At 35.6% G+C, this 26,218-nt stretch carries 26 protein-coding genes; 8 read left to right on the top strand and 18 right to left on the bottom strand.

Annotated features, from left to right (window positions below):
- The first annotated feature begins 30 nt into the window (after positions 1-30).
- Positions 31-225, top strand: a complete 195-nt coding sequence (gene rpsU, locus RLT85_RS03465; RefSeq protein ID WP_311400651.1) for a 30S ribosomal protein S21 — start codon at positions 31-33, stop codon at positions 223-225.
- 420 nt (positions 226-645) lie between these two features.
- Here the strand turns inward: rpsU and RLT85_RS03460 are convergent, their stop codons facing one another.
- Positions 646-1,437 (bottom strand): DUF2797 domain-containing protein, encoded by a 792-nt coding sequence (locus RLT85_RS03460; RefSeq protein ID WP_311400650.1) that lies wholly within the window; start codon positions 1,435-1,437, stop codon positions 646-648.
- Between the two features lie 90 nt (positions 1,438-1,527).
- Here RLT85_RS03460 and RLT85_RS03455 point away from each other — a divergent pair, with 90 nt between their 5' ends.
- Positions 1,528-3,048 (top strand): GH3 auxin-responsive promoter family protein, encoded by a 1,521-nt coding sequence (locus tag RLT85_RS03455; RefSeq protein WP_311400649.1) that lies wholly within the window; start codon positions 1,528-1,530, stop codon positions 3,046-3,048.
- Positions 3,049-3,375: 327 nt separating this feature from the next.
- On the top strand, positions 3,376-3,855 hold the full coding sequence (locus RLT85_RS03450) for a hypothetical protein (protein ID WP_311400648.1): 480 nt from the start codon (positions 3,376-3,378) through the stop codon (positions 3,853-3,855).
- Positions 3,856-3,943: 88 nt separating this feature from the next.
- Here the strand turns inward: RLT85_RS03450 and hemL are convergent, their stop codons facing one another.
- From hemL to RLT85_RS03435, 3 genes are read right to left on the bottom strand one after another with little or no spacing between them, the layout of a single operon-like run.
- Positions 3,944-5,230: a glutamate-1-semialdehyde 2,1-aminomutase gene (gene hemL / locus RLT85_RS03445; RefSeq protein WP_311400647.1), complete on the bottom strand. Its 1,287-nt coding sequence runs from the start codon at positions 5,228-5,230 to the stop codon at positions 3,944-3,946.
- A gap of 13 nt (positions 5,231-5,243) precedes the next feature.
- Positions 5,244-6,113: a glucosaminidase domain-containing protein gene (locus RLT85_RS03440; RefSeq protein WP_311400646.1), complete on the bottom strand. Its 870-nt coding sequence runs from the start codon at positions 6,111-6,113 to the stop codon at positions 5,244-5,246.
- Between the two features lie 2 nt (positions 6,114-6,115).
- Positions 6,116-7,036, bottom strand: coding sequence for a 1-aminocyclopropane-1-carboxylate deaminase/D-cysteine desulfhydrase (locus RLT85_RS03435; protein WP_311400645.1), 921 nt, complete (start codon positions 7,034-7,036; stop codon positions 6,116-6,118).
- Positions 7,037-7,147: 111 nt separating this feature from the next.
- Here RLT85_RS03435 and RLT85_RS03430 point away from each other — a divergent pair, with 111 nt between their 5' ends.
- From RLT85_RS03430 to RLT85_RS03420, 3 genes are all read left to right on the top strand, one after another.
- Entirely contained in the window at positions 7,148-7,306 is a 159-nt protein-coding gene (locus tag RLT85_RS03430; protein ID WP_311400672.1) for a C1orf53 family protein, read from the top strand.
- A 357-nt stretch (positions 7,307-7,663) separates the two neighbouring features.
- Complete coding sequence (hutU, locus tag RLT85_RS03425) at positions 7,664-9,646, top strand: urocanate hydratase (RefSeq protein ID WP_311400644.1); 1,983 nt, start codon at positions 7,664-7,666, stop codon at positions 9,644-9,646.
- A 104-nt stretch (positions 9,647-9,750) separates the two neighbouring features.
- Positions 9,751-10,293: a DUF4136 domain-containing protein gene (locus tag RLT85_RS03420; RefSeq protein WP_311400643.1), complete on the top strand. Its 543-nt coding sequence runs from the start codon at positions 9,751-9,753 to the stop codon at positions 10,291-10,293.
- Positions 10,294-10,308: 15 nt separating this feature from the next.
- Here the strand turns inward: RLT85_RS03420 and RLT85_RS03415 are convergent, their stop codons facing one another.
- The 8 genes from RLT85_RS03415 to RLT85_RS03380 all read right to left on the bottom strand — a co-directional run bounded on the left by RLT85_RS03415 (position 10,309) and on the right by RLT85_RS03380 (position 18,193).
- Positions 10,309-11,532: a hypothetical protein gene (locus RLT85_RS03415; RefSeq protein WP_311400642.1), complete on the bottom strand. Its 1,224-nt coding sequence runs from the start codon at positions 11,530-11,532 to the stop codon at positions 10,309-10,311.
- Between the two features lie 229 nt (positions 11,533-11,761).
- On the bottom strand, positions 11,762-12,544 hold the full coding sequence (locus tag RLT85_RS03410; RefSeq protein WP_311400641.1) for an ABC transporter permease: 783 nt from the start codon (positions 12,542-12,544) through the stop codon (positions 11,762-11,764).
- Entirely contained in the window at positions 12,537-13,244 is a 708-nt protein-coding gene (locus tag RLT85_RS03405; RefSeq protein WP_311400640.1) for an ABC transporter ATP-binding protein, read from the bottom strand. Before RLT85_RS03405 ends, RLT85_RS03410 begins: the two co-directional genes overlap by 8 nt.
- Positions 13,238-14,485 carry a nitrous oxide reductase family maturation protein NosD gene (locus RLT85_RS03400; protein WP_311400639.1) on the bottom strand — a complete coding sequence of 416 codons (1,248 nt, stop codon included), beginning with the start codon at positions 14,483-14,485 and terminating at the stop codon, positions 13,238-13,240. The genes RLT85_RS03405 and RLT85_RS03400 overlap by 7 nt, the downstream gene beginning before the upstream one ends.
- 30 nt (positions 14,486-14,515) lie before the next feature.
- Positions 14,516-14,947 carry a nitrous oxide reductase accessory protein NosL gene (locus RLT85_RS03395; protein WP_311400638.1) on the bottom strand — a complete coding sequence of 144 codons (432 nt, stop codon included), beginning with the start codon at positions 14,945-14,947 and terminating at the stop codon, positions 14,516-14,518.
- Positions 14,944-15,552 carry a hypothetical protein gene (locus RLT85_RS03390; RefSeq protein ID WP_311400637.1) on the bottom strand — a complete coding sequence of 203 codons (609 nt, stop codon included), beginning with the start codon at positions 15,550-15,552 and terminating at the stop codon, positions 14,944-14,946. Before RLT85_RS03390 ends, RLT85_RS03395 begins: the two co-directional genes overlap by 4 nt.
- Before the next feature lie 133 nt (positions 15,553-15,685).
- The gene (gene nosZ / locus RLT85_RS03385) at positions 15,686-17,662 is read right to left on the bottom strand and encodes a Sec-dependent nitrous-oxide reductase (RefSeq protein ID WP_311400636.1); all 1,977 of its coding nucleotides are present in this window, start codon (positions 17,660-17,662) and stop codon (positions 15,686-15,688) included.
- 21 nt (positions 17,663-17,683) lie between these two features.
- The gene (locus RLT85_RS03380; RefSeq protein ID WP_311400635.1) at positions 17,684-18,193 is read right to left on the bottom strand and encodes a c-type cytochrome; all 510 of its coding nucleotides are present in this window, start codon (positions 18,191-18,193) and stop codon (positions 17,684-17,686) included.
- A 140-nt stretch (positions 18,194-18,333) separates the two neighbouring features.
- On the opposite strand from RLT85_RS03380, the gene RLT85_RS03375 reads away from it, so the two are divergent.
- Positions 18,334-18,768 (top strand): RrF2 family transcriptional regulator, encoded by a 435-nt coding sequence (locus tag RLT85_RS03375; protein WP_311400634.1) that lies wholly within the window; start codon positions 18,334-18,336, stop codon positions 18,766-18,768.
- A gap of 114 nt (positions 18,769-18,882) precedes the next feature.
- On the opposite strand, the gene RLT85_RS03370 is transcribed toward RLT85_RS03375, so the two are convergent.
- Positions 18,883-19,329 carry a ferritin-like domain-containing protein gene (locus tag RLT85_RS03370; RefSeq protein ID WP_311400633.1) on the bottom strand — a complete coding sequence of 149 codons (447 nt, stop codon included), beginning with the start codon at positions 19,327-19,329 and terminating at the stop codon, positions 18,883-18,885.
- Positions 19,330-19,534: 205 nt separating this feature from the next.
- Between RLT85_RS03370 and RLT85_RS03365 the strand changes: the two genes are divergently transcribed.
- Positions 19,535-20,344 carry a tetratricopeptide repeat protein gene (locus RLT85_RS03365; protein ID WP_311400632.1) on the top strand — a complete coding sequence of 270 codons (810 nt, stop codon included), beginning with the start codon at positions 19,535-19,537 and terminating at the stop codon, positions 20,342-20,344.
- Between the two features lie 33 nt (positions 20,345-20,377).
- On the opposite strand, the gene RLT85_RS03360 is transcribed toward RLT85_RS03365, so the two are convergent.
- From RLT85_RS03360 to RLT85_RS03340, 5 genes are all read right to left on the bottom strand, one after another.
- Entirely contained in the window at positions 20,378-20,617 is a 240-nt protein-coding gene (locus tag RLT85_RS03360) for a hypothetical protein (protein ID WP_311400631.1), read from the bottom strand.
- A 67-nt stretch (positions 20,618-20,684) separates the two neighbouring features.
- A complete protein-coding gene (locus tag RLT85_RS03355) occupies positions 20,685-21,572 on the bottom strand; it encodes a mechanosensitive ion channel family protein (RefSeq protein WP_311400630.1) in 888 nt (295 codons plus the stop codon).
- Between the two features lie 272 nt (positions 21,573-21,844).
- Entirely contained in the window at positions 21,845-23,956 is a 2,112-nt protein-coding gene (locus RLT85_RS03350) for an alpha-ketoacid dehydrogenase subunit alpha/beta (RefSeq protein ID WP_311400629.1), read from the bottom strand.
- A 50-nt stretch (positions 23,957-24,006) separates the two neighbouring features.
- A complete protein-coding gene (locus RLT85_RS03345) occupies positions 24,007-24,372 on the bottom strand; it encodes a four helix bundle protein (protein ID WP_311400628.1) in 366 nt (121 codons plus the stop codon).
- A gap of 191 nt (positions 24,373-24,563) precedes the next feature.
- Entirely contained in the window at positions 24,564-25,889 is a 1,326-nt protein-coding gene (locus RLT85_RS03340; RefSeq protein WP_311400627.1) for a dihydrolipoamide acetyltransferase family protein, read from the bottom strand.
- Positions 25,890-26,218: the final 329 nt, after the last annotated feature.

The raw sequence follows: 26,218 nt of genomic DNA, 5'->3' as shown, positions 1-26,218 counted from the left end.
TTATAAATTTTAAAATTAAAAATACACTATATGCTAATTGTAAAAGTAAAAGACGGTGAGAAGATAGAGCGTGCTTTAAAACGCTTAAAAAGAAAGTATCGTGATACGAAGACTCTTCAAAGATTGAGAGATAATAAACATTTCACAAAACCTTCTGTGGCGAAAAGAAGACAGCTTCAAAAAGCGTCTTATATTCAGCATTTAAGAGATCAAGAAGATATATAAGCTATAACGCTTATCTTTATATAAAATAAGGTTCAATATTGCTATTGAGCCTTTATTACATGCTAAGAACCAAGCGAGGTTTTCCAAAATATCTACTAGTTTAATGCAAAAGTAAACTTATCCTGCCCCAGCCCTTTCCAGAGGAAAGAGAGCAAAAACCCTAGTGGATTAACTTGCTCCTAACCTACAACAATTTAATTTCTCTATTTTGCAAAAAACTGCTTGTATTTGCCAATGTAGAAACTTTAAAAATCTGTCATTCCGACGAAGGAAGAATCTCACTCTCCTTTGTAAGAAAGCTATTTGTATTTGCTAGCATTTTGAGATTTTCGTTTTGTAGCTTCAATATAATTTTCTATTGAAAATCACTCGGCCGCCACATTCCATTTTCTTTCCAAACTGATGTTTTAGAAAATTCAGTTATACTTTCAACTCAATATAAAGACCTGCATTGTTTCTAACGTTAAAAACTATATCATCTTCAAATAATAGATACTGTCCTTTAATTCCTTTTAAAACACCCGTATAATCTAAGGTTTTAATAAGGTTTAAACTTTTAAGTTTTTTAGGGTAACTTATTACAGGAAAATTAATTTCGGTTTCTTTATTATTTTTTAAAATATAAGGCTCCACCTCTTCTGGTAAAAACTGCAACAACTCATTTCTGGTTTCCTCCAAGTTCACATCTTCAATCTCATTTTTTAACATAGTTCGCCAATTGGTTTTATCGGCTACATGATCTTTTAGCGCTACCTCGGCAATTCCCGCAAGGTAACGATTGGGAACTTCCAAAATCTCTAAAGCTTCGTGCGCACCTTGATCTATCCAACGCGTAGGAACTTGTGTTTTTCTAGTCACGCCAACTTTTACATTACTCGAATTGGCTAAATACACAATGTGCGGTTGTAATTGAACACGTTTTTCATACTCCAAATCTCTATCTTCCTGTTCTAAATGTGCAGTACTTAGCTCTGGTTTCATTATCCAATCTCCAGCTTGCGGAATCTCATAAAAACAATCGTAACAAAAACCTTGTCGAAATATTTTTTTGTCTTTTTCGCAGTTTAAGCATTGGTATTTAACGAAGGAAAGACTTATTTTTTGGCCTAAAAGCTGATTCACGTGTAGAAAATCATTCTCAAAAACCATATAATATTGAACTTCCTCTTTTAATTCCGTAGGCATTTTTTTTAATACTCCTTCAAACAGCATATTTTGTATATTTTTGCAAAGAAAGTGATTCTATCCACTTTTAAGTTTTATTTTTATAACTTTCATTAAAGGTTTAAATATACACGATTAATGCCAATCCCCATTGTAAATTCGATTGCTTCCTGGTTCTTAAAGAAAAGAATTCATCAAATGGAGCTGTTCATTAAATACCCGCACGAGGTACAAACTGAAATTTTACATCAGCTCATTGAGAAGTCAAAAGACACGCTTATAGGCAAGAAATATGACTTTGCTAGTATTCGGAATTACCAAACCTTTACCCAGAGAGTGCCCATTCAAACCTATGAAGAATTTGAGCCTCTCATAGAAAGAAGTCGAAGAGGAGAAAACAATATTTTTTGGCCCACACCTATTAAATGGTTTGCCAAATCTAGCGGAACTACAAATGCGAAAAGTAAATTTGTACCTGTGAGTCCAGAGTCTTTAGAGCAATGTCATTATGCGGCGAGTAAAGATTTACTATGTCTTTATTTGAATAATAATGAAAATTCGCAGTTATTTACGGGTAAAAGTTTACGCTTAGGCGGAAGTAAGGAGCTTTATAAAGAAAATGGAACTGTTTTTGGAGACTTATCGGCTATTTTAATAGACAATATGCCATTTTGGGCGACCTACAGTTCTACACCCAACAATGAAATCTCGTTGATGAGCGATTTTGAAGCTAAAATGCAAGCCGTTGTAAAAACTACCATACAAGAGAATGTAACCAGCCTAGCGGGAGTACCCTCGTGGATGTTAGTGCTACTCAATAATGTGATGCAATACACCCAAAAAACAAGCTTACAAGAAGTATGGCCAGATTTGGAAGTGTACTTTCATGGCGGCGTAAGTTTTGAACCTTACCGCGATCAATACCATAAACTAATCACTAAGCCTAATTTTAAATATTACGAGACTTATAATGCTTCGGAAGGTTTTTTTGCGGTACAAGATAGAAACAACAGCAAAGAACTTTTACTGATGCTAGATTATGGTATCTTCTACGAATTTATCCCGATGGATGTGTATGATTCTAATGATGAGAAAACAATTCCGTTAAGCGAAGTAGAAATAGGCGTTAATTATGCTATTATTATTACCACCAATGCAGGATTATGGAGATATAAAATAGGCGATACGGTTAGATTTACTTCTACTTATCCTTATCGCATAAGAGTTACCGGAAGAACAAAACACCACATTAACGTATTTGGAGAAGAGTTAATTATAGAAAATGCGGAAGAAGCGCTTAAGAAAGCCACGCAACTCACCTGCTGCGAAATTGTAGATTATACGGCTGGTCCTGTTTTTATGGAAGGCAAAGATAAAGGTGCTCATGAATGGATCATCGAGTTTAAAACTCCGCCAAAAGATCTTCAAGAATTTGAACGTTGTTTGGATGAAGCTTTACAAACTCTTAATAGCGATTATGAAGCCAAGCGAAAAAATAACGTCACCTTAACTAGACTACAGGTGCGTATTGCTAAACATCATTTATTTTATACTTGGTCTAAGAAAAACAATAAGCTTGGCGGACAACACAAAATCCCTAGACTTTCTAATAAAAGGGATTATCTGGAGGAGTTGCTGCAAATTAATAGAGAGCTATAAATTGCTGAATTTTAAATCTTAGTACGCAATAATATCTCATACGTTTTCAATCCCAAAACTTAGAGACTGTGAGGGCTATCGCACAAAACTTTTTGATCATTCAAATTATGAATAAATTATCTATAAGTTTATTTTAACTATCTTTAAAATTCAGTAAAAAAATAAATTTGTAATACTCAATTTATGGTTAAAGTTATGTGTGCCGTTTTTAGCGTACTTTTATTGAGTTGCAACTCAAATAAGAATCAAGGTTAAACTTTAGAAACGCAAAAAAATGAGCTCATAAGTAAGCACCTACGAGATTCTTTAGCATTTGAGCTTTGCCAAATGTATGGTTTAGATCAAGGAATAAGAGAAAGAGAAATTTATACTCAAATCGATAAGAACTTAGCAGTTAAAATTGATTCTATCCATTTTGTAAATCTTTTTGAGATCATCGAGAAATATGGCTATCCAAGTAAGAATTTACTAGGTGAAGCTAATTTTGAACAACAATGTGTTGGTGGCGCTTCTCAAGTAATATTATTACATAACCCATACCGCTTATTGAGCGATAGGCGTAAAATAAAAATGCTTGTAAAAGAAGCAGATAAAGGCAATTTAAATAGAGAATTTATAGCTACAGTTTTGGATAAACACTTTTGGTGGAAAAGCGGTGGGAAAGAGGTTTTATACGGTTCAGCCTTTGGTATGCCTTGCTTCTCTTCCAAAGCAACTACAAATATTTTGCGCAAAGAGATTGGCTTGTCTCCTTTAGAAGATTCTCTTTTTATAGATTGTAGTAAAAATAACTTTTTAAATGAGTAGATAAGACCGAGAGCTTCAAAACATAACAAACCTCACAGATGTGAGGCCTCTCTTTTTAAAACTTATAAATGTACTTTATGAAATTAACCTACCAGCCTGCGGTGATTTTATCTGCGGCAGCAATGGTTTTATCTAAATCCTCATACGATAATGCTTCAGAAATAAACCAAGTTTCAAAAGCACTTGGGGCAATATAAATACCTTCTTCCAACATGCCGTGGAAGAATTTTTTAAAGTATTCATTGTTTCCTAAAGCGGCAGTTTCAAAATCTATCACTGGCGTTTCAGAAAAATGTATAGAAATCATAGATCCTATTTGATTAATAGTATAAGTAACTCCGTTTTTGTTTAGCACCTTATCTAATCCTTCTTTAAGGTAAACGGTTTTCTTATCTATACTTTTAAAAATTTCAGGATTTTCGTGAAGCTCGGTAAGCATCGCTAAACCTGCGGCCATCGCTAAAGGATTTCCGCTAAGGGTTCCTGCTTGGTAGACGGGACCTATGGGTGCTAAATGATTCATAATTTCCTTTCGGGCTGCAAAAGCACCCACTGGGAGTCCGCCGCCTATTACTTTCCCGAAAGCAACAATATCGGCATTTATATTTAATCGCTGTTGCACTCCTCCTTCCGCTTGACGGAAACCTGTCATCACCTCATCAAAAATAAGTAGTATATCGTTTTTATCACAAAGTTGTCTTAGTCCTTCTAAAAAGCCTTTCTGAGGCGGAATGCATCCCATATTACCCGCAATAGGCTCTACAATTATACACGCGATTTCCTTTGCATTTGCTTTGATTAATTCTTCTACACTCAGCAAATTATTAAATTGCGCCAATAAAGTATCTTGCGCCGTTCCTTTTGTTACCCCTGGAGAATTAGGTGTTCCAAAAGTCACCGCACCACTTCCTGCTTGGATTAAAAATGAATCACTATGCCCGTGATAACAACCCGCAAATTTGATGATTTTATCTTTTCCTGTAAATCCTCGTGCAAGTCTCACCGCACTCATACAAGCTTCTGTACCGCTATTCACCATTCTAATCTGGTCAATATTAGGCACCATTTGAGTGGCTAATTTTGCGATTTGCGTTTCAATCTCTGTAGGCGTTCCAAAAGAGGTTCCCTTTTTGGTTTTCTCTATCACGGCATCTACCACAGGCTGATGTGCGTGTCCTAAAATCATTGGACCCCATGAGTTGATATAATCTATATACTTTCTACCATCTTCATCATAGATGTAAGCTCCTTTGGCTTCTTTAATAAAAATTGGATTTCCGCCAAGGGCAGAAAATGCTCGTACTGGCGAATTTACTCCTCCCGGAATGTATTTTTGTGCTTCTTTAAAAAGTTGACTACTTCTTTGATACAACATAGCTGTATTTCTTTTAAAATGTTTTTACGTATAATTTCTGACCAATGGCCAAATTATCACTTCTTAATTTATTGATAGACTTTAATTCTTCGATGGTTAAATTGTAACGTTTTGAAATACTGTATAAAGTATCTCCTTTTCTAACCGTATAACGAATGCTTGTATAATCTACTTTAGTCTCTCTGGAAGGTAAACCGTCCCTGCTTCCATTACCTAAAACTTCATCATCAAAACGCTGTAATTGATACCTTTCAATAATACTAATTAATTTTGCAGGATAGCGAGGATCTGTTGCGTATCCTGCTTTTTTTAAACCATAAGCCCAACCTTTATAATCGTCTTTCTTTAAATTAAAAAGAGCCGAATAACGTCTTCTATCTTTTAAAAACAGGGAATGGTCTCTAAAACTATATTTAGGATCCTTGTATTTTCTAAAACACTCTTGGTACGTATCATCATCGTGATAGACTTTCTCACCCTCCCAACCATTACATTTAATTCCAAAATGATTGTTAGATTTTAAGGTAAGTTTCCCTTTTCCTGCACTAGATTCCAGTATACCTTGTGCGAGGGTAATACTCGCAGGAATTCCGTAAAGTGCCATTTCATCTTTTGCAATTTGGGAATATTCATAAATATACCATTCGTTATTGTCTTCAAAAACGGGAGCGTTCGCAGTTGGATTTTTGGCATTGACATCTTCTCTAGTTGGATTAGGAACTACAGTATTGTCATTTCTTCTAGGACTATTATCTCTTCTATCATTATAAGTGACAGTTTCATGAGTTCTATATTTGCCAGACTTAGCTATCTTTTTTTTACTTCCGCAAGAACTAAGTACAAGTCCTGATACTAACACTGCAATAAAAATTCTTCCTTTCATCTCTAAGTATTAATTTTGGGTAGGTTTTTTTTAATCAATTTTTTATTAACTCCAGAGATTCCTTGTAAACCTCCAGTATGAACCGCTAAAATACGGGTATTTTTAGTAAATTCTTCCTTTTCTATCCTATCAAAAATGCCATATATCATCTTTCCCGTATAAATAGGATCTAAAAGTACATTATAGTGCGTTTTAAAATCATTTATAAAGTCGATTAAAGTGCGATCTACTTTAGCATAACCGCCAAAATGATAATCTATTATAATCTCCCAGTTCTTTTTTTTTACGAGTTGTGCGACTTCATCTTTTAAGAAGTCTCCCTTAAGCGCCGAAAAGCCTAAAATATGTTGTTGCTCGTAAGACGAATTAATTATTCCAGATACCGTCCCTCCCGTTCCTACAGGGCAGCAAACCACATCAAAATTTTTATCTGCTTCGGTTAAAATTTCTTCGCAACCTTTAATTGCCAAATCATTGGTTCCTCCTTCGGGTACTAAATAAAAATCTCCAAATTTGTTTTTTAATGCTTCTATAAAGGATTGCTTTTCTTTATTTCGGTAGGTTTCTCTATCTACAAAAAACAACTGCATCCCCATTTCTTTTGCGTTTCTTAAAGTATGATTTTGCAGAAGTGTTTTTTCTAAATTTTCACCTCCCAATTCTTCTCCTCTAATGACTCCAATAGATTTTAGTTGTGACAATTTCGCTGCTGCGGAAGTGGCCACAATATGATTGGAAAAAGCGCCTCCAAAAGTAAGTATCGTGTCTTTACCCTGTTTCTTAGCTTCTTGAAGATTGTATTTTAATTTCCTAAACTTATTTCCAGAAACCAACGGATGCAATAAATCTTCCCGTTTTAAAAAGACTTCCACTCCATTTTTTTGGATTATAAATTGATTGGAAGAAGGAGTTAAGTTGAACAAGCCTATACTTTTTGCAAAAATACAACGTTTTATTCTTCTGCGGAAGTATTAAAGCTTTATCCGACTTGTAATACTTCTATTTCAGGTTAAAAATCCTTATTTTTGGAATCTATGAACTTAAAGAAGCATATTCCTTTAGAAGAGGGAGATTATTACCTCACACCAGAAGGCTACAAATGTTTTACGGCTCAATATCATTTAAAAAGAGGATATTGCTGTAAAAGCGGATGCCGTCATTGCCCCTATGGATATGATAAAAAGAGGGAGTAATGATCAGTTGGTAGTAATTTAGAAAACGTTTATATAATTTTAATTGTCATTTAGAGTGGAGCACGTAGAACCTCGCTTATCATGTCTATATAGAAATTGAGGTGGGCAGGAATAGTTTTTTGCTTAGAACGAGAGATTCCTCTAAGTAGGAATGACATTAGTACACTCGATAATTATCTTTTTTAATTCCTCCCCCAGGGGAGGAATTAGGAGGGGACGAGATGATAAACATTAAATTCATCCTATCCCCAACCCTTTCCAGAGGAAAGGGAGTAAAAAAAAATCATTTATAATGTTCCTTCTAGAGACTATTAATTAAATTAACTAAAACAACACTGAACACTGAACACTGAAAATATGACTTTTAAAGAAGAAATCTTACAAGGAATCCCAAATGAACTTCCCGTAAAAAAAGAATACGATACCACAATCAATCACGCGCCTAAGCGTAAAGATATACTTACAAAAGAAGAAAAAAAGTTAGCCTTACAAAATGCCTTGAGGTATTTTGAGCCGCAGCATCACGCTACTTTACTTCCAGAGTTTAGAGAAGAACTAAACACCTACGGAAGAATTTATATGTACCGTTTTCTTCCCGAGCATAAGATTTATGCGCGTTCTATAAACGATTATCCTGGAAAAAGTGAGCAGGCAAAAGCCATTATGTTGATGATTCAGAATAATTTGGATCACGCAGTAGCACAACATCCGCACGAATTAATTACCTATGGTGGTAATGGAGCCGTTTTCCAAAACTGGGCGCAATACCATTTGGTGATGAAATATTTAGCTGAAATGACCAATGAACAGACTTTAGCGATGTACAGCGGACACCCAATGGGCTTGTTCCCTTCTCATAAAGACGCTCCAAGAGTAGTAGTTACCAACGGAATGATGATTCCCAATTATTCCAAACCCGATGATTGGGAGAAATTTAATGCCCTTGGAGTTACTCAATTTGGACAAATGACTGCCGGAAGCTTTATGTATATAGGTCCGCAGGGAATTGTTCACGGAACTACGATTACCGTTTTAAATGGATTTAGAAAAATTAAAAAAGAGCCTCAAGGCGGCCTTTTTGTTACTTCCGGATTAGGAGGAATGAGCGGTGCTCAACCTAAAGCAGGAGATATTGCAGGTTGTGTTACCGTTTGCGCAGAAGTTAATCCTAAAGCGACCAAAACAAGACATTCTCAAGGTTGGGTGAAAGAAGTGATTAGCGATTTAGATCAACTTGCCAAGCGTGTAAAAGAAGCTAAAGAAAACAAAGAAGCTATTTCTATTGGCTATGATGGAAACATCGTAGAGGTTTGGGAGAAATTTGACGAAGAAAATATTCGTATCGATTTGGGAAGTGATCAAACTTCTCTTCATAATCCTTGGGCGGGAGGTTATTATCCTGTTGGTCTTTCTTACGAAGAAGCTAACGAGATGATGGCTAACAACCCTAAGCAGTTTAAGACTGAAGTTCAGAAGAGTTTAAAACGCCAAGTAGAAGCAATCAATAAACATACGGCAAAAGGAACTTATTTCTTTGATTACGGAAATGCCTTTTTATTAGAAGCTTCTAGAGCTGGCGCTGATATTATGAACGAAGATGGCAAGAACTTTAAGTATCCTAGTTACGTTCAAGATATTATGGGACCTATGTGTTTCGATTTTGGTTTTGGTCCGTTTAGATGGGTTTGTGCTTCGGGGAAATCTGAAGATTTACTTAAAACCGATGAGATTGCGACGCAGGTTCTAGAAGAATTAAAGAAAAATGCTCCGGAAGAAATTCAGCAACAAATGCAAGATAATATTACTTGGATTAAAGGCGCACAAGAAAATAAATTGGTGGTAGGTTCTCAGGCTCGTATTCTTTACGCTGACGCGGAAGGAAGAATGAAAATAGCTGAAGCCTTTAATAAAGCGATAAAAAATGGCGAAATTGGACAGGTTATTTTAGGCCGAGACCATCACGATGTTTCGGGAACAGATTCACCTTACCGTGAAACCTCCAACATTTATGACGGCAGCCAGTTTACAGCAGATATGGCGATACAAAATGTGATAGGAGATAGCTTTAGAGGAGCCACTTGGGTAAGCATACATAATGGCGGTGGCGTTGGCTGGGGCGAAGTAGTAAACGGTGGTTTTGGTATGGTACTTGATGGTAGTTTAGATGCCGACAGACGATTAAAGTCTATGCTTTTTTGGGATGTAAATAATGGGATTGCTAGACGTTCTTGGGCACGAAATGATGGAGCTATTTTTGCCATAAAACGTGCGATGGAATTGGAGCCTCACTTAAAAGTTACCATTCCTCATCAAGTAGATCCGGCATTATTAAAAGACTAATTTGCGTTAGGGATTGAGCGATTTGTTGAAGCTCTTTTGGTTTTTTTTCTAAACCAAAAAGCGACTCGCGAAAGCCCGCCCGAACGCCCTAAAAATAAAATGCTATGAGAAGATTTCAACTTTTAATTCCGGTATTAACCTTTGTTACTTTATTCGTTACTTCCTGCAGTAGTGTAAAAGTAGCGACAGATTACGACGAGGCGGTAGATTTTAATAAATATCAATCGTTTGCTTTTTATAAGCCAGGAATTGATAAAGCAGAAATATCTGACTTAGATAAAAAGAGAATCTTAAGAGCTATTGAAGCGGAACTTACCCAAAAGGGGCTCGTAAAATCTACTAATCCCAGTTTATTGGTGAGTATTTTTACCAAAACGAATACCAACGTAGATATTTACAGAAATAACTTTGGATATAGCTACGGATGGACGCCTTATTATTACGGAGGAATGGGAAGAGAAACTGTAAGCACTTCTACGGAAGGAACTTTATATATAGATTTTATTGATGCAGAAAAGAAAGAGCTGGTATGGCAAGGAATGGGAACTGGGGTTCTCTCTCAAGAACGCGAAGCAAAAATTGAGCGTATAAATGAAATCGTTATGGAGGTTATGAAAAAATATCCGCCAAATAAGGACAAGAAATAAACTACGAAAGACTGCCTACGGGCGGTCTTTTTTTATGCTTAGCTGAATCTGCCTGAACCACATACTTCCTATCACTAAGACTAAGAGTAGACTTGCATAAAAAAGCCACCAGTTGTAATTATTAGGAAGAGGGAGGTCAAATATGTTTGATAAGGGTTTTAAGAAAATTAATATTTCTGTTCCTAAAAAAGCCACGACGTATAAGCTAAATTGTAAGAGATTAATTTTAAACATTCCTATAAAGTCTAGCACTAAAAATAAACCTATACAGGTGACTCCTAAAAATACCCAATGTAAAAAACCTATGCTTAAGTTTTTATATTGCGTGATCCAAGGTGCGATTTGTGGAAAGCCAGCCAAAAATTGCATGATTAATTTACTGGCCAGCAATACCACAAACCAGCGGAAGAGGTTGCGTTGTAATCGGGTGAATTTTTGTAGGAGAATCCATTTGATTTTTCGGAAGAAAGTAAAGAGGAAATTAAAAGACATCAATTGTAATGCCGCTCCAATCACTGCTAACAAATAAAATATATCTGGCGGATTGGTAAACAATACTGAGATAAAAAAGCTTAGCACTATTCCGAAGTGAAAAGTTAGCAAAAACCGACTAAAATTGCGTTTCCCGAAATAAATATCCTGGTTTTCAAAAATCAATAGTATTAAACCAACTAAAGATAAAATCATCCAGCCATTGTATTGAAAATGCAAATAAAAATAAATGGAGATTCTATACCAATCTGAAGTTGGCCCTAGAGTAGACATTACTGCACCAATAGCCCATGTTCCCAAACTTGATAGCACCATATAAACAAGTGCATAGCGAATACATTTTAAACCAGAAGTTTGTCGTTCTTCTTTAGGTATATAGTGAATAAACGCCCAATAAAAAACATAACTTATCAAAATGAATAAGGTAGAGAAACCTATAGATATGGCTGCATATCCTTGAAAAGGAAAGCTGAGCAGCATTCCAACTACCGAAAATAAGGTGGCGTAAAATAAGCGAGAATACACCCGGAGCGGAACATACTTTTTTAGGACTAGCTTATTAATAAGGAGCATTAAGCTTAAATGAATCCACCCTAACAAAGCTACGTGAGAGTGTGTATGAACGAAGTATCTAAAATTAATTTCCTCTAACGGATTCACATTCAAATACCGTAAAAATAGCCCTGCTAATGCCGCTAAAAAAAAAAGACTAAGAACAATTAAAGTTTGTTTTTTGGTACTTAACATGTCATTTTGAAGCTTAAAATCTTTGTTTATGAATATTCTAGATTATTCAATACTGCTATATCATCTATAAGACTAAGGTACCAAAACTTAACACAAGCCCCAATGGCTCACAAGAAATTTTCTTATATCAAAGAATTTTTCAGCAATTTTTATAGAATGTGAAAAGAGCTAAAGTTAAAAAGGCAATTAATTCAGATTAAATTCTGCCTAGTTACAAGCGTTCTCTAATTTAAAAATCTTTCTTTTTAGCTTTTCTATAAATATTTAATACGGGAAGAAGTATCCAAATCATTAAAGATCCCAAAGCTAAGAACAAGCCCATATTGGTACCAAAAAACTTTTGAAAAATAGCTCCGGTATATCCCAACAAAGCAGCGATATCTAGTTTAAGTAAAATTAAAATCCGGGATAAATCTATAGGATTGAAAACCGTTGCAATCAGCGTAAATTTATCTAAAGGATAGGTTTCAAATACAATAAGAGACATTAAAAATAAACCATCATAGATTACTGCTAAAAACAACCACATAAGAATGGCATAGCTAAAGCCTTTAATTTTATTCTCATTGTACAAAGCGATATTAAACGCTAAGGCAGTAAATATAAAGGTAAGCATAGAGCCAGTCACCAGTAATAAACTAAAATCCCAAATGGCAGCAGACTCAAACAACCCATAAAAAACAAAAGGCAAACCTAGACCTAAAACCAAACTCATTACTAATGATAAAGAAACGCCTAGGTATTGCCCAATAAATATGGATGATCGTTTTACTGGCTGCGCCAATAATAATTCTGTAAATTCTTTGGAGTCGTAATAATACATAACTCCGAAAATAGTCCCGATAAGCGGCACTAAAATGATAATTACATTCATTAATGTAATCACTGCTTTAGATAAGTCTTCATTTAAAAACAACAATACAAAACCCAACAGCAGATAAAATAGAAGATAAACGTAGCTCCATCTACTTCGTATTAAATCAAAAAAACTATATTTTAATATTTTAAGCATGGCTTTTCTTTAAAAGGTGAGCAATAGCACGTTCAAAATCTTGTTCTCCCGTTTTTTCTCTCAACTGCGTTATATTTCCTTTGAAGTAAATTTTTCCCTCTAAAATAAAAACAATTTCATCTGAAACTTCTTCTACAAAACTCATAATGTGAGAGGTTACCAAAACGGTTTTTCCTTTCTCTTTTTCTTGCTGAATCAATTCTTTTAAATGCAATAAAGCGATAGGATCTAAACCAGTAGTAGGTTCGTCTAAAATCACCAACTGACTGTCAAACATAAATGTAAGTACTAGATTTACTTTCTGTTTTGTTCCTCCTGAAAGGTTGCTCAATTTTTTATCTAAAAAAGGTTCTAACTGAAATAATTCAATTAGATGATCTGAGTTGGCACTACCTCCTCTTAAATCTTGAATCATTTGAATAAGCTCTTTCACTCCTAGATTGCTCGGGAAATTAGCTATTTGAGGCAAATAATCAATGTTTTTTCGATAAAGACCACTGGAGTGAGTTTGTTTACCATCTATATAAATCTTTCCCTTATCTGGAACCACCATTCCTAATATGGATTTAATTAAAGTAGTTTTCCCCGAACCATTTGGGCCTAGAATAGCAAAGATTCCGTTCTTAGGAATTTCTAAATCTACTCCCTTTAGAACTTCATTCTTGCCAAACTTTTTATGTATATTCTCTAATTTTACCATGAGTACTTTTTCATTAATGGGGCTTCATCTAATAAATTATCTGGTGTAAAAACCGGAGAAACTTTCTCAGAAAAATCTATAATATCTACAAAAAGACTACGCATAAGAATTATGGTTTCTGGCGTTCTATTCACGATATAACTAAAAAGTTTCACAGGTCGATAAGGGACATCACCAAAGCCATCCTCATCTAAATCATAGCCAGTATACTCACTCCAAAAATTTTGATAAAATTTATTGTCGTTTAAACGAGCGTTGTAGCTTACATCAAATGAATTGTAAAGGAAGTTATTATTGATAAAAACATTGTTATAACAAGCCCCTTTCACCTTTACCGCCCAGCCATTATTTTTAAACGTATTTCCTGTATAGTTGATTCGGTTAGAACCTTCTACATTGATTCCGGTGGTATTTTCTTCAAAAGTATTATTAGCGATTTCGGCATCATTTATTTCTTTCAGTAGTAATCCGTAAGCTGCTGTTCCCCAATTGTACTGAAATTTATTCCGTTTCATATGAATTCGTTTTGAAAACATCACGGCAACTCCGGCACCATTATTTTCAAAAATATTATCGTTGTACACGTCATCGTTAGAAAACATAAAATGCAATCCGTAGCGTAAATTATCTTTACTTAAATTTTTTGTAATCTTACAGTCATCGGCAAATTCTAGATAAATGCCATCGCGCACTTTTTGAATGGAATTATTGGTAATCTCTATTTTTTTAGAATACCACAATTGTATTCCATTTCCCGAATTATGTTCAGAAACAGCATCGCCCATAATCTTATTGTTACGTACAATACCTTCTCTAGATTTTTCTAAATAAATTCCGAAGAAAATTTTACGCAATTCTAAATTCTGAATCACAAAATTTTTTGCTCTACTTACTCTAATTGCCGCAAAATCCTCTGTATAACTAGAGCCTACATTAATTAATTTAAGTCCGTCTACAGTGACATCATCAGCAAAAATTTGAATAATATCGCCTTTATTTTCTCCATCTAGAGTAGGCAAATTTTCACCTAGTAGTGTCAATGGTTTATCAATAATAATAGAATTTTCCTTATAAGTTCCTGCTTTTATTAAAATCGTATCTTTTGGTGTAGCGGCTTCTACAGCTGCTTTTATACTAGAAATTTCACATGAATCACAAACTATAATTTGCGCTTCCGCGGAATTAAATCCGTAAAGGAAAAAAAAGAATAGAAAAAATAAAGTAGATAGCCGGAAGATCATATTAAAAAATGCTTTTAGGCGCTTAAGTTTTTAGTGATTTTGCTGTTTTATGAGTGCTTCCCAATTGTAAATCTCTCCGTCTTTTTCGGCTTGTACTTTTTCTGCCTCTTTTTGTGAAGGAAATGCGGTAATGAATTCACCCATTGGGCTAGGGATGTTTTCAGTAATTAAAAAACTTGCTTCCTCTGCCCTAATCAGTTCGCCAGGGTTTAGAAAGTGGTTTGTATAGAATTGCCCAACTTTTTCTTTATCCATATCGGCTTCAAAATTGAGCATACATTCTAAGGCATCAAATTTATACACTTTCCCTTTATCTGTAATAAGCTCGGCACCGTGAATTTGATCTACGATGGTCATTTTACAAAAATCGCAACTGTCTTCTCCATAAGCAATAGGTTGCTTTTCCATACTGCAACTTACTAAAGTGAGTATTAAGACAACTAAAGCACTTAAATTTTTCATTTTTTTGCTGTTTTTAATCCAATCAAGTACGCTACAAAAGTTAAAAACATTCCTACAGTTAATAAAATACCTCCTAATGCAGGATATGAATTGGCTGTAAAGTTAAGGATATCTCTTGATCCTAATAAAGGTGGTTTATAACTAAATGGATTGCCCTCTTTATCGGTAACTTTAATAATAGCTTTAGGATCTAGATTGGTTCCATAATCTATTAACCAAGAATTGAAGTCATACATTCCTAAGACTCCTAGTATAGACATTAAAATTAACCAACCTAAAAACCATTTGTAGGAAACTACATTAAACAAACCTAAGAATCCTATAAATATTCCTAAACCTGCCATAAATCCAACAACTGCGGGGAATGTTCTAAATTCCCACATATTTTCTGGTAAGGGTAATTTCTGCATTCCAATATAATGGTTTAATCCATCTATATTTTGCAAATCATATTCGGTAAATCCTACAAGACCGTCAAGGTGAATATGCATTCCTAACCCATCTGGATATTGTGGAGCTTCTAATTCTACCGTCCAAAGCGGATAAATAAATAAACTTAGCAATAGAGCAGAACCAATAATCATTATAGCGCTAGCTGCTTTCATAATAAAGTGTTTTTGGAAATTTTATCTATTAGCCATTAAAATGTGACCAATAAACTGGTACTAAAAAAGCGGGGACTGTCGAGATAGGACAATCCCCGCCGTTTGAAAAAATCAATCAATCAAATAACAATTCTTATTCTTCGGCATCGTCCCCTAGAGACCAATCTAATTCTATATCAGAATCTTTTGGAGAAACGCGAATGTATCCTTGCATCTCTTGGTGAAGTGCAGAACAGAAATCTGTACAATAGAATGGCCAAACTCCTACTTTAGTAGGCTCCCAAACACTTGTTTTTGTTTGTCCTGGCATAATTAGCAATTCTGAGTTATTCTGTCCTATCATTGCGAACCCGTGAGGTACATCAAAATCTTGCTCTAAGTTAGTAATGTGGAAATATACTTTATCTCCCACTTTGATTCCTTCTATATTATCTGGTGAGAAGTGGCTACGAATAGTCGTCATATACACGTGAACTATATTACCATCGCGAACTACCTTAGTTTCACCTTCATTTTTTGCAGCATAAGGATGCGTGTTTTCTGCTAGTTTATAGAATTTTTTAGACTTTGGTGCCACTTTATCTGCCTTAATTGCAGCAGCGTAGTGAGGCTCCCCATGGGTTGGAAAGTCTGAAATCAACTCCATTTTATCACCAGAAATATCATACAATTGTGCTGAATGCTCCAGCTCTGGACCTACGGGCAAATAACGATCTTTGGTAATCTTGTTCATCACAAACATGTATTTACCATCTGGATCACGTGAGTTTCCTCCAGGAATCGTTAAGTGACCAGGCGAGTAATAAGTTGGTTTTCTATCTACTACTTCCCAAGTATCTAATTTCCATTTTACTACTTCAGAAGAAATAAAGAAGGTCGTATACGCATTTCCTTTATCATCAAACTCACTATGCAATGGTCCTAAACCTGCCTGCTCTACAACGCCTGCTAAGATTTCTTCAAAATCTAAAATTGGAATCCCATAAGCTTCGCCGTCAAATTTCTCATTCTTAATTGCTTCTAGCATTTTTGGAAACGAGTGAACGGTAAGGTTAGCAGATAATTTACCATTACCAATAATGTATTGTCCATCTGGAGAAACATCAACCCCGTGAGGTGATTTTGGAGTTGGCATAAAGTATACAGCTCCAGGAACCTCTGTAGGGTTTACCATAAGCACTTCTTTCTTCATTGTAGAAGTTGCTGTATGGGTATTATGGTCATACAGGTTGTGCGCATATTCTGCTGGCATCATTTCACCTCCACCATTATTCACATATTCTTCAATTTTCTTCCAGTTTACCGCTGCGATAAAATCTTTATCGTTTTGAGAAGCATTTACTTCCAATAAGGAGTTCGCTTCTTCCGTATTATAAGTGGTAAAGAAGAACCAACCATGAGATTGTCCTCTTCCTGGGTGTGATAAATCATAGTTAAATCCTGGCATCATCAATTGAAACTTGATCTCCATATTTCCAGAATCTTCATCTACTTTTATAAAAGATAAAGTCCCCTTAAACTTTCCTTTGTACTCTTTAATACTTATATCTTGTTGTGGTATGGGAACCGAAAAACGAGTTCCTGCCACTACATATTCTGTATTTTCTGTAACAAAAGAAGAACTATGGTTACCTGCACTATTTGGCACTTCTATCACTTCAACGGTTTCAAAAGTTTCTAAATCTATACGAGCAATACGCGGAGTGTTATTTTCATTAATAAATACCCAACGCCCATCTATTACTCCATCTGTTTGAGAAATATCAGGGTGGTGTGCATCTCCCCAAGGAATAAAACCGTGAGAAGTATTTAACATAGGCTTGGTTTCTTCTGAATACCCATAACCTGAAGTTGGAAACTGACTGAAAACCGGAATCTCTTTAAACATTCTCCCTGAAGGAAGCCCGTATACCAATAAGTTACCACTGTAACCACCAGAGATAAAAGCGTAATAATCATCGTGCTCACCAGGAGCCACATACACCTGCTCTGCAGCATTGCTGCTCAAAGCACCATTACCACTGTTTTTATTTTTATCGGATCCATTATTACAGCTAAAAAGAGAAGCTGCCATCATTAATCCAAGACCTAAATTTAATATCTTCATCATGTTATAATTAATAGGTTTCTACTATAATGTTCTAAAATACTCTAACACTTGTCTTGCTTCCTCTTCTGTGAGTCCTTGGTTAGCCATTGGAGAACCGTTAAACTCAATTAGCAAGTCTTTAGCTAAAGGATCTTCACGCACCATTTTTTCTGGCGCTAAAATCATATTCATTACCCACTCTGGGCTTCTTCTCTCTAAAATTCCGGCAGGAGCTGGTCCAATAAAACGCTTGGTAGCTTTGTGACAAGCTGTACACATTTTATCATATACTCCTTTTCCTTTGTTGGCCATATCTTGATCTATATTATCTGCCAACTCCAAATTAGTGATAGGCCCTACCCCTTTATTGTCTAGAGCTACACGCTCTGAAGCAGGAACTTTATCTTTCTTTTTATCTGATTTTTTTTCAGATTTATTTTGATTTAATGTAATTTTCTCTTTTTTCTTGTCTTCCTTCTTCTCACCCCCACAACTGATAAGGATTCCCGAAAAGGAAAGCAACAAAACACTCATTTTAAAATAATTTCTCATACTACTTGATTTTTGGTTTATAAAACATGACAAAGATATTACTATAAAGGTACACAAAATATGATTAAAGTCACTAATTAGGATTTTTTTATCCGATTTGTAAAAAGTATATTATTTTAGCCCAAAGTAAACTAAAATATATGTTTTCCAAAGCTTGTTCTCACGCCATAAAAGCCTCCGTATTCATTGCTCACACGGCATTACAAAATAAACAAACGCGGCTAAAAGAAATTGCTGAGGCCACCAATAGTCCAGAAGCTTTTATGGCTAAAATTTTACAGAAATTAGTGAAAAACAATATCATTATTAGCAAACGTGGTTCTAAAGGGGGGTTTACCATTTCTAAGAAGCGTATAGAAAGCATTCTCTTAAAAGAAATTGTGATTGCAATTGACGGTGATAAAATATACAATGGATGTATTTTGGGCTTCCAAATGTGTAGTGATGCAAAACCGTGTGCCATGCATAATTATATGAAAGCCGCACGAAAAGACATTAAAAAAACACTAGCCACAACCACATTAAAAGATTTAGCAAACGATGTTGAAGGCGAATTAGTTTTTTTAAGAGAGTAAAAGCTACAAACATAATTTTAAAAAACATGAGTAACTTTATGTATGCTAAACAAAAATTACAAAAAAAAGGCCGAGTTTACACTCGACCTTAACTAAATAATTGAATTTAAATTTTTAGGAAATTATCTCCCAATTTTGAGCACTCTGTTGTGCTTGTGCTATTTTTTGACGCTGTCCTTGTAACATAGTTTTGGTACTTGGCGCTAAATCTTTTTCTGCTAGAATTTCATCATAATCTTCAATAGCTGCTTTTTCTCCGCGCCGCACTTCTTCCATTACAGTTTCATTTTCGTCTCCAGAGAAAGCGGTTTTTACATCCATCCAAGTTCTATGCAAAGTTCCTGCAACACTACCTCCCTTGTCTGGTTTTCCATCAAAAGCTTTAATTTCCTGCTTAATTTCATGTCCAAAATCATAACGTTGCTGGGCTTGTTCTTCCAAAAATGATTTCATCTTAGCATTTTTCACATTAGAAGCGGCTTCTTTATAACCCTTCTCTGCATCGTATGTTTTTTCTAATAATTGGTTTAAGTTCGAAGCAATTTCTTTTTTAAATTCCATAGTTTTAAGTTTTTGGGTTTTTTAATTTTTATCTAATTTAATCTATATTGCCTATTTGATACTGGCAATTAACACATTCTTATTACCAGCTTAACGTAGATTAACTTAATCCTTTCCAAATTATATTTTTTTTAAGAAAAATTTTATGCACAACCCCCTATTGTTCACATTTAGTACAAATTGCTTCAAAAGTTTATGCCTCTTAATGGGCTTACTCTTACTAGTATCTTGCGATGAGCATCTTGCTGTTCAAAACAAAGTAGTTTCTGAAAATCATTCCGATAAGGAAAGTCAGGAAAAAATTATTCAAGAGTATCTAAAAGATTGTGCGCAACGTCATAATTACCGATATGAAATGTATAAATGGCAAGAATGTTTGGACAAAGGCTTAGAAAAAGATTCTACTATTGCCTATTTATGGCAACAAAAAGCAATGCCTCTTTTTAAGGCACGCAAATATGAAGCGGGAATGATTTTCTTAGACAAAGCTGTAAAATATGATAAAAAAGGCTGGCTCGCGTACCGCGGATTTATAAAATGCATCTTTGCCAAAACTTATAGAGAAGCTATTAAAGATTTCGAGAGAATTAAGGAGCTAGAGGGCAATTCGTTCGTGATGGATCACACTTACAATTTTCACATTGCGCTCTCCTATTTGCAACTGAACGAATTTGAGAAAGCCGAGCGCATTTTTAAACAAGATATTGAGAAAGAGGTGAAAAAATGGGGTGACGACGGCTATCATCATTTGGATTTATTTTATTACGGAATCTCTTTATTTGAACAACAAAAATGGGAAGAGGCTATCGCTCAATTTGATAAATCTTTAGAAGTCTATCCTAAATTTTGTGAACCTATGTTTTATAAAGCTTTATCTATGATGCAAGTAGAAGAGTATAGTGAGGAAGAAATTGGTGCAGTTTTAGAGAAAGCCATAGAGAATAAAGATGCTGGCAATACCATTAATGAAGACAATGCTATTTATGAAACTTACCCGTATCAAATTGTTAAGTAATTAACGTCCGTAAGAAAGTGTCAAAATATAATCTTACAAGTATTTTATCCAAGCGAAAAAGCTTCTATTTTTAAGGTAATCGCAAGAATATTCTTGTGCAAAAGCTTCCCGTTCAAAAGAGATGTTTCTATAGGCTACACCTTTGTTTTTATACTGAATATATCTAACTAAAAACTCGACTCCATACCATGCATAGAACGGAATAATCAATAATTCTGCTTGTTGCCTCAAATGAATCTTCTCATGTCTAATTAATGTAGCGTCTTGAAACAAATCCGCTTTAGCTAAAAAAATAAAAGGAAATAAGGTAATACCTCGATATCCTCTGGGGACGAACCATTTACTTACGCGAATCATGTTCTGCTACCTCCGTCTTATTTTGAACTGAAAAGTTTTTCATCGCTTCCTTCATTTCTGGTTGATGGATGGTGCGTTTAGGAATAGGCATTTCAATTCCCTCAGCATCCAAGGCTTTTTTTACTGCTAATAATTGTTCCCAATAGACCGGATAATATTCTTCAGAAGGAACCCAAGAACGTGCAATCACCTTAAGTTCATATTCACCAATGCTGTCTAACCAAGCATCTGGCTCTGGATCGTGAGTGATTCTAGGATGTTTCTTCATAGTATCAATAATCAATTGAAGTACAAAATCTATATCTACATCATAATTAAACTTAAAATTTAGACCAATTCTTCGGTAAGGCTCCATGGTTCTATTATCTACATCGCTGTTAGAAACATTCCCATTAGGCATAGTAACGATAAGACCATCATAAGTTTTCACCCGAGTGTACAAAATGTCTATTTTAATTACAAACCCCAACACATTATTTACTTTAATAAGGTCTCCCACTCTAAAAGGTTTAAACAAGAGAATTAAAACTCCGCCCGCAAAATTAGCCAAACTGCCTTGTAAGGCTAAACCTACGGCAATACCTGCCGCACCAAAAATAGCTAAGAAAGAAGAGGCTTTAATTCCTAAAATAGAGCCTATTAGAAAAATTAACAAACCCCATAAAAGAAAAATGGAGAGACTCCCTGCAAAACTTTGCAAGGATAACTCTACTTTAGATTTTTTTAATACCCGCCATAAGATTTTCATAGCAATCTTTATCGCAAAAACACCTATAATTAAAGCTACCAAAGCATATACCGCTCGGGGTCCTAAATACATTAAAAATTCTAGAAAGGTATCTTTAACTTCAACCCAAAAATCCTTATCCATACATGAAATCTTTAATTTTTATCTGAATTTTTCAAGATACCCGAAATAAATCGAATACCGAACAAATCTTGTGCTTTATCGCAGCTTTAACAAGATTGACGTTTTTTTGGGAAGCTTACGTAAGAATCAGTTCTCTAACGCAATTTAAGGTTTGAAATTTGAAAGTGTAGGATGAATTTATTTATAATTTTTTAAATTACTACTATCACCTTAAAAACAAAAACCAATCTGTCTCAACAGATTGGTTTTTTATAAAAGTATCAATTGGAATATTAATAATCCAACAACTCCTCAATCTTCTTTTTTACTTTTTCTGTAGAAGGAATCATCGTTTCTTCTAATGTTGAGTTTAAAGGAATCGCAGGCATATTCTCTGAACCTATCGTCATCACGGGAGCATCTAAATATTTAAAGCATTCTTCCTGAATTTTACCCGATAAAGCTCTAGCAAAGGTATTGTCTGATGGTTCTTCGGTGACTACCAAGCATTTTCCGCATTTCTTAACCGATTTCATAATCGTTTCTTCATCTAACGGATACAAGGTTCTTAAATCGACCACCTCAATTTGATCTTGCATATTTAATTCTGCGGAAGCGTTCATCGCCCAATGTACACCCATCCCGTAAGTAATGATACTAATGGTTTCTTTTTCTTCTTGCTTCCAGATTTCTTGTAACACCCAAGCTTTTCCAAACGGCAATACGTAATCTTCGCTCGGCTCTACTGAAGTCGCGCCTTTAGTTCCCGGCACTTTACTCCAATACAAACCTTTGTGCTCAAAAATGACCACTGGATTTGGGTCGTAATAAGCGGCTTTCATCAAACCTTTTAAATCGGCTCCATTGCTGGGGTAGGCGATTTTAAGTCCGCGAATATTGGTAATCACACTTTCTACCGATGAGGAATGATAAGGTCCGCCACTACCATAAGCACCAATTGGAACTCGTAACACCATAGAAACTGGCCATTTGCCATTAGAAAGATAACAACTTCTGCTTACCTCAGTAAATAACTGATTAAGTCCTGGCCAGATATAATCGGCAAATTGAACCTCAACAATGGGTTTTAATCCCACGGCAGACATACCCACGGTAGAACCGACAATAAAAGCTTCCATAATAGGCGTGTTAAAAACACGGTTATCGCCAAATTTTTGTGCCAAGGTTGCAGCTTCTCTAAAAACACCGCCTAATCTACCACCCACATCTTGACCGTACAATAGACATTCTTTGTGCTTTTTCATCAATTCTTCAATCGCAAATAAAGCGCAATCTACCATCACTACTTTTTCGGCGCCTTCGGGAGAACGCTCTCCTTTTTCTTCGGTAATAGGCGTTGGTGCAAAATCATGAGTGAATAAATCTTCTGGTTTTGGGTCTTCGGCAGCTAATGCTTCTTGGTAATCTTCTTTTACTTTTATACGTGCCAAAGCTTCAATCGCTTCTAGCTCATCTTCCGTAAAGTTATTTTTAGACAAATAGTCTTTCATTTTTGGATACGGATCTCGGCTTCTAGCTTCCTCCAAATCATCGCGATAAAATTCCATTCTCACCCCAGAAGTATGGTGATTCAGCAAAGGTACTTTTGCGTGAATAAGCATAGGTCGGCGTTCTTTTCGAATGGTTTCTATGGCATTTTGAACCGTAGTATAACTTTCTTCAAAATTGGTTCCGTCTATAGAAATAGCTTCAAGTCCTTTAAATCCTTTGGCATATTCTGCTGCATTTTGCGCACGAGTTTCGGCCTCATTGGCAGAAATATCCCAACCGTTATCTTGCACCACATATAAAATAGGCAACTTTTTAAGCACCGCCATTTGAAAAGCTTCAGCAATCTCTCCTTCGGTAACGCTAGCGTCTCCTAAAGAACAAACCACTACTGGTTTTTCGCCATTTACCAAAGCTTCATCCTGCCCCATTTCTTTATAAAACGCATATTTTTCATCCTCAGAAAACAATTCTCCACCCTCACGATAATGAAATCCTAGAGCCACACCTGTAGCAGGAATTGTCTGCATTCCCGTAGCCGAACTTTGATGCGGAATCTTAGGTTTATCGGCATCTTTTAAGCTAGGATGCGAATAATAGGTTCGCCCACCAGAAAAAGGATCGTCTTTCTTAGCAAGCACCTGCAACATTAAATCTTTTGGCTCCACCCCAATGGAAAGCAAAATAGAGTCGTCCCGGTAATACGGGAACACGTAATCTTGCGGTAAAAGTTGCATTCCCACCGCCATCTGAATCACTTCGTGACCACGGGAAGTGGCGTGTACATATTTAGATACCGTTTTAAAATTCTCTTCGTATAAATCTGTTAAGGCTTTCGCATTACACAGGTTAGAGAAGGCTTTTTTTAGTGTTTTTTTATCTATTTTTTTGCTCATAATTATATATTTTGGAATCACGAATCATGACATTGTGAATCAAGACTATTTCAATTATTGAAATCAAGTTTATCGATAAAATTCGAGATTTTACTTTGTAATTTTTGTATTTTATTTTCTAAATTCAAAAAAACATCTCCTGGAAGAAAGTTTTGACGATAACAAACGGTCAATTGAGTTTCCCACTCATAAGATGAACCTAAGCTATCTTCTAAATATTTTATAAAATGTTTATCGGTTCGTTTACTAGAACCTTCAGAAATATTGGACGCAATAGAAACAGAACAACGATTCATCTGAGTTCTTAATCCATATCTTTCATAATCTGGTAATGTAGACCTGAAAAGGTAATTTTCATCTATCAAATCCATCGCTTTCTTCCAAATTTGCAGCTCTTTAAAATTATGTCTTCTCATCAAATTTTATTTTAGTCGTGTATCTAAAAGTCTTGTATCCAGAAGTCGTATTCCAATAAGTACTCATCCCATCCCCAACCCTTCCCCGAGGGAAGGGAGTTAAAAACAACTATTTTAAAAATTTTCTACTTACAAAAAAAATCTTTCCTAAAGACCAATCCCAAAATAGTCGTGTTTCAAAACGTCATTTCTCAAATCGTTCGTTCTTCATTAAAATCCTCAAAATAGTCGGCTACTTTTCTTAAAAAACTTCCGCCAAGGAAACCATCTACTACTCGGTGATCAAAGGATAACGAAAGATACATCATACTTCTAATTTCAATCTTATCGCCATCTTCATATTCTATCACCTCTGCTCGTTTTTTGATGATTCCGGTTGCTAATATCGCCACTTCCGGCTGATTGATAATTGGGGTTCCCATCAGACTTCCAAAAGTCCCTACATTAGAAATAGTAAACGTACTCCCGCTGGTTTCTTCGTGTTTTAATTTATTGTTTCTTGCTTTTTCTGCTAGAGCATTTACTTCTGCAGCAATTGTTTTTAAATCTTTAGTATCGGCATTTTTTACTACGGGAACAATTAAATTTCCGCTAGGTAAAGCCGTTGCCATTCCTATATTGATGTTTTCTTTCTTGATGATATTCTCACCGTCCACGCTCACATTAATCATTGGGAAGTCTTTCACCGCCTTGGCTACCGCTTCTACAAAAAGTGGCGTAAAGGTGAGGCGCTCGCCATATTTTTCCTGAAAAGCTTTTTTATTGGCATTACGCCAATTCACCATTTCGGTTAAATCGGCTTCTACATAAGCGGTAACGTGTGGCGAAGTATGTTTAGAATACACCATATGATCGGCAATCATTTGACGCATACGGTCCATTTTCACAATTTCGCCTTTTCCTTTGTCTAGTTTTAAATCGGGTACCTGAAATCCGCTTGCTTCTGGTGCAGGCTGTACAAATTGCGCAGGTCTTCCCTCTTCCACATACTTAAAAACATCACTTTTCCGCAAGCGTCCGTCGTGTCCCGTTGCGGGAATTCGCGCTAACTCTTCATAACTGATGTGATAATCTATCGCAATATTCTGGATAAGCGGCGAAATGTAAGTGTTTGATTCCCATCTCATTCTCCCCGAAGGAGGGATGCTTGCTGTTGAACCTGAGCTTGAAACTGAAGTTGAAACTGGTTTCTTCTTCGCCGCTTTCGGTTTAGAAGATTCTGCTGATACTTTTTTCGCTTCCGCGGAAGCGTTTTTCTCTTTAACAGATTGATCCTCTGAAGCTTCAATATGAGCAATTACCGCTCCCACTTGCACTACCTCATCGACTTGGGCGTTAATACTGGCAATAGTTCCGTTTACGGGAGAAGCCACTTCAGAATCTACTTTGTCTGTCGCCACTTCCAAAATAATCTGGTCTTTCTCTACTGCATCTCCTTCTTTGACCAACCAGTTAATAATGGTTCCTTCGGTAATACTTTCGCCCATTTTGGGCAATTTAAATTCTATTGTTGACATAAATAATTTTATGTAATCGTTATCATTCGTATGAAAACAAAAATAACATTTTAAGTCCATTTTCTCCTTAAAACTCCACTTTTTACAAATTAAACTATCCTTCAATTCTAACAAATTAACCAAACTCTCAAATTCACCTCATAATAGCTCCTTCCCATAAATGAGGGAAGGCCTGTAGTGAGCGGAGACGAAGTATGGCATTACGCAATAATTTCGGAAGGGTTTTCACGCACTTTTCAATCCAAGCAAAAAAAAACCTGACTCAGCTCCCTAGCCCCGATTGAAATGAAAATCCCGGAATGTAGCGGTAGCGAAATGAGGAATTGTAA

Origin of the sequence: Mesonia ostreae, assembly GCF_031845265.1 — a bacterium.
GTDB classification, from domain to species: domain Bacteria; phylum Bacteroidota; class Bacteroidia; order Flavobacteriales; family Flavobacteriaceae; genus Mesonia; species Mesonia ostreae.
Note: the sequence above shows the minus strand (reverse complement) of the source record. Positions and strands in the feature narration are given on the sequence as shown.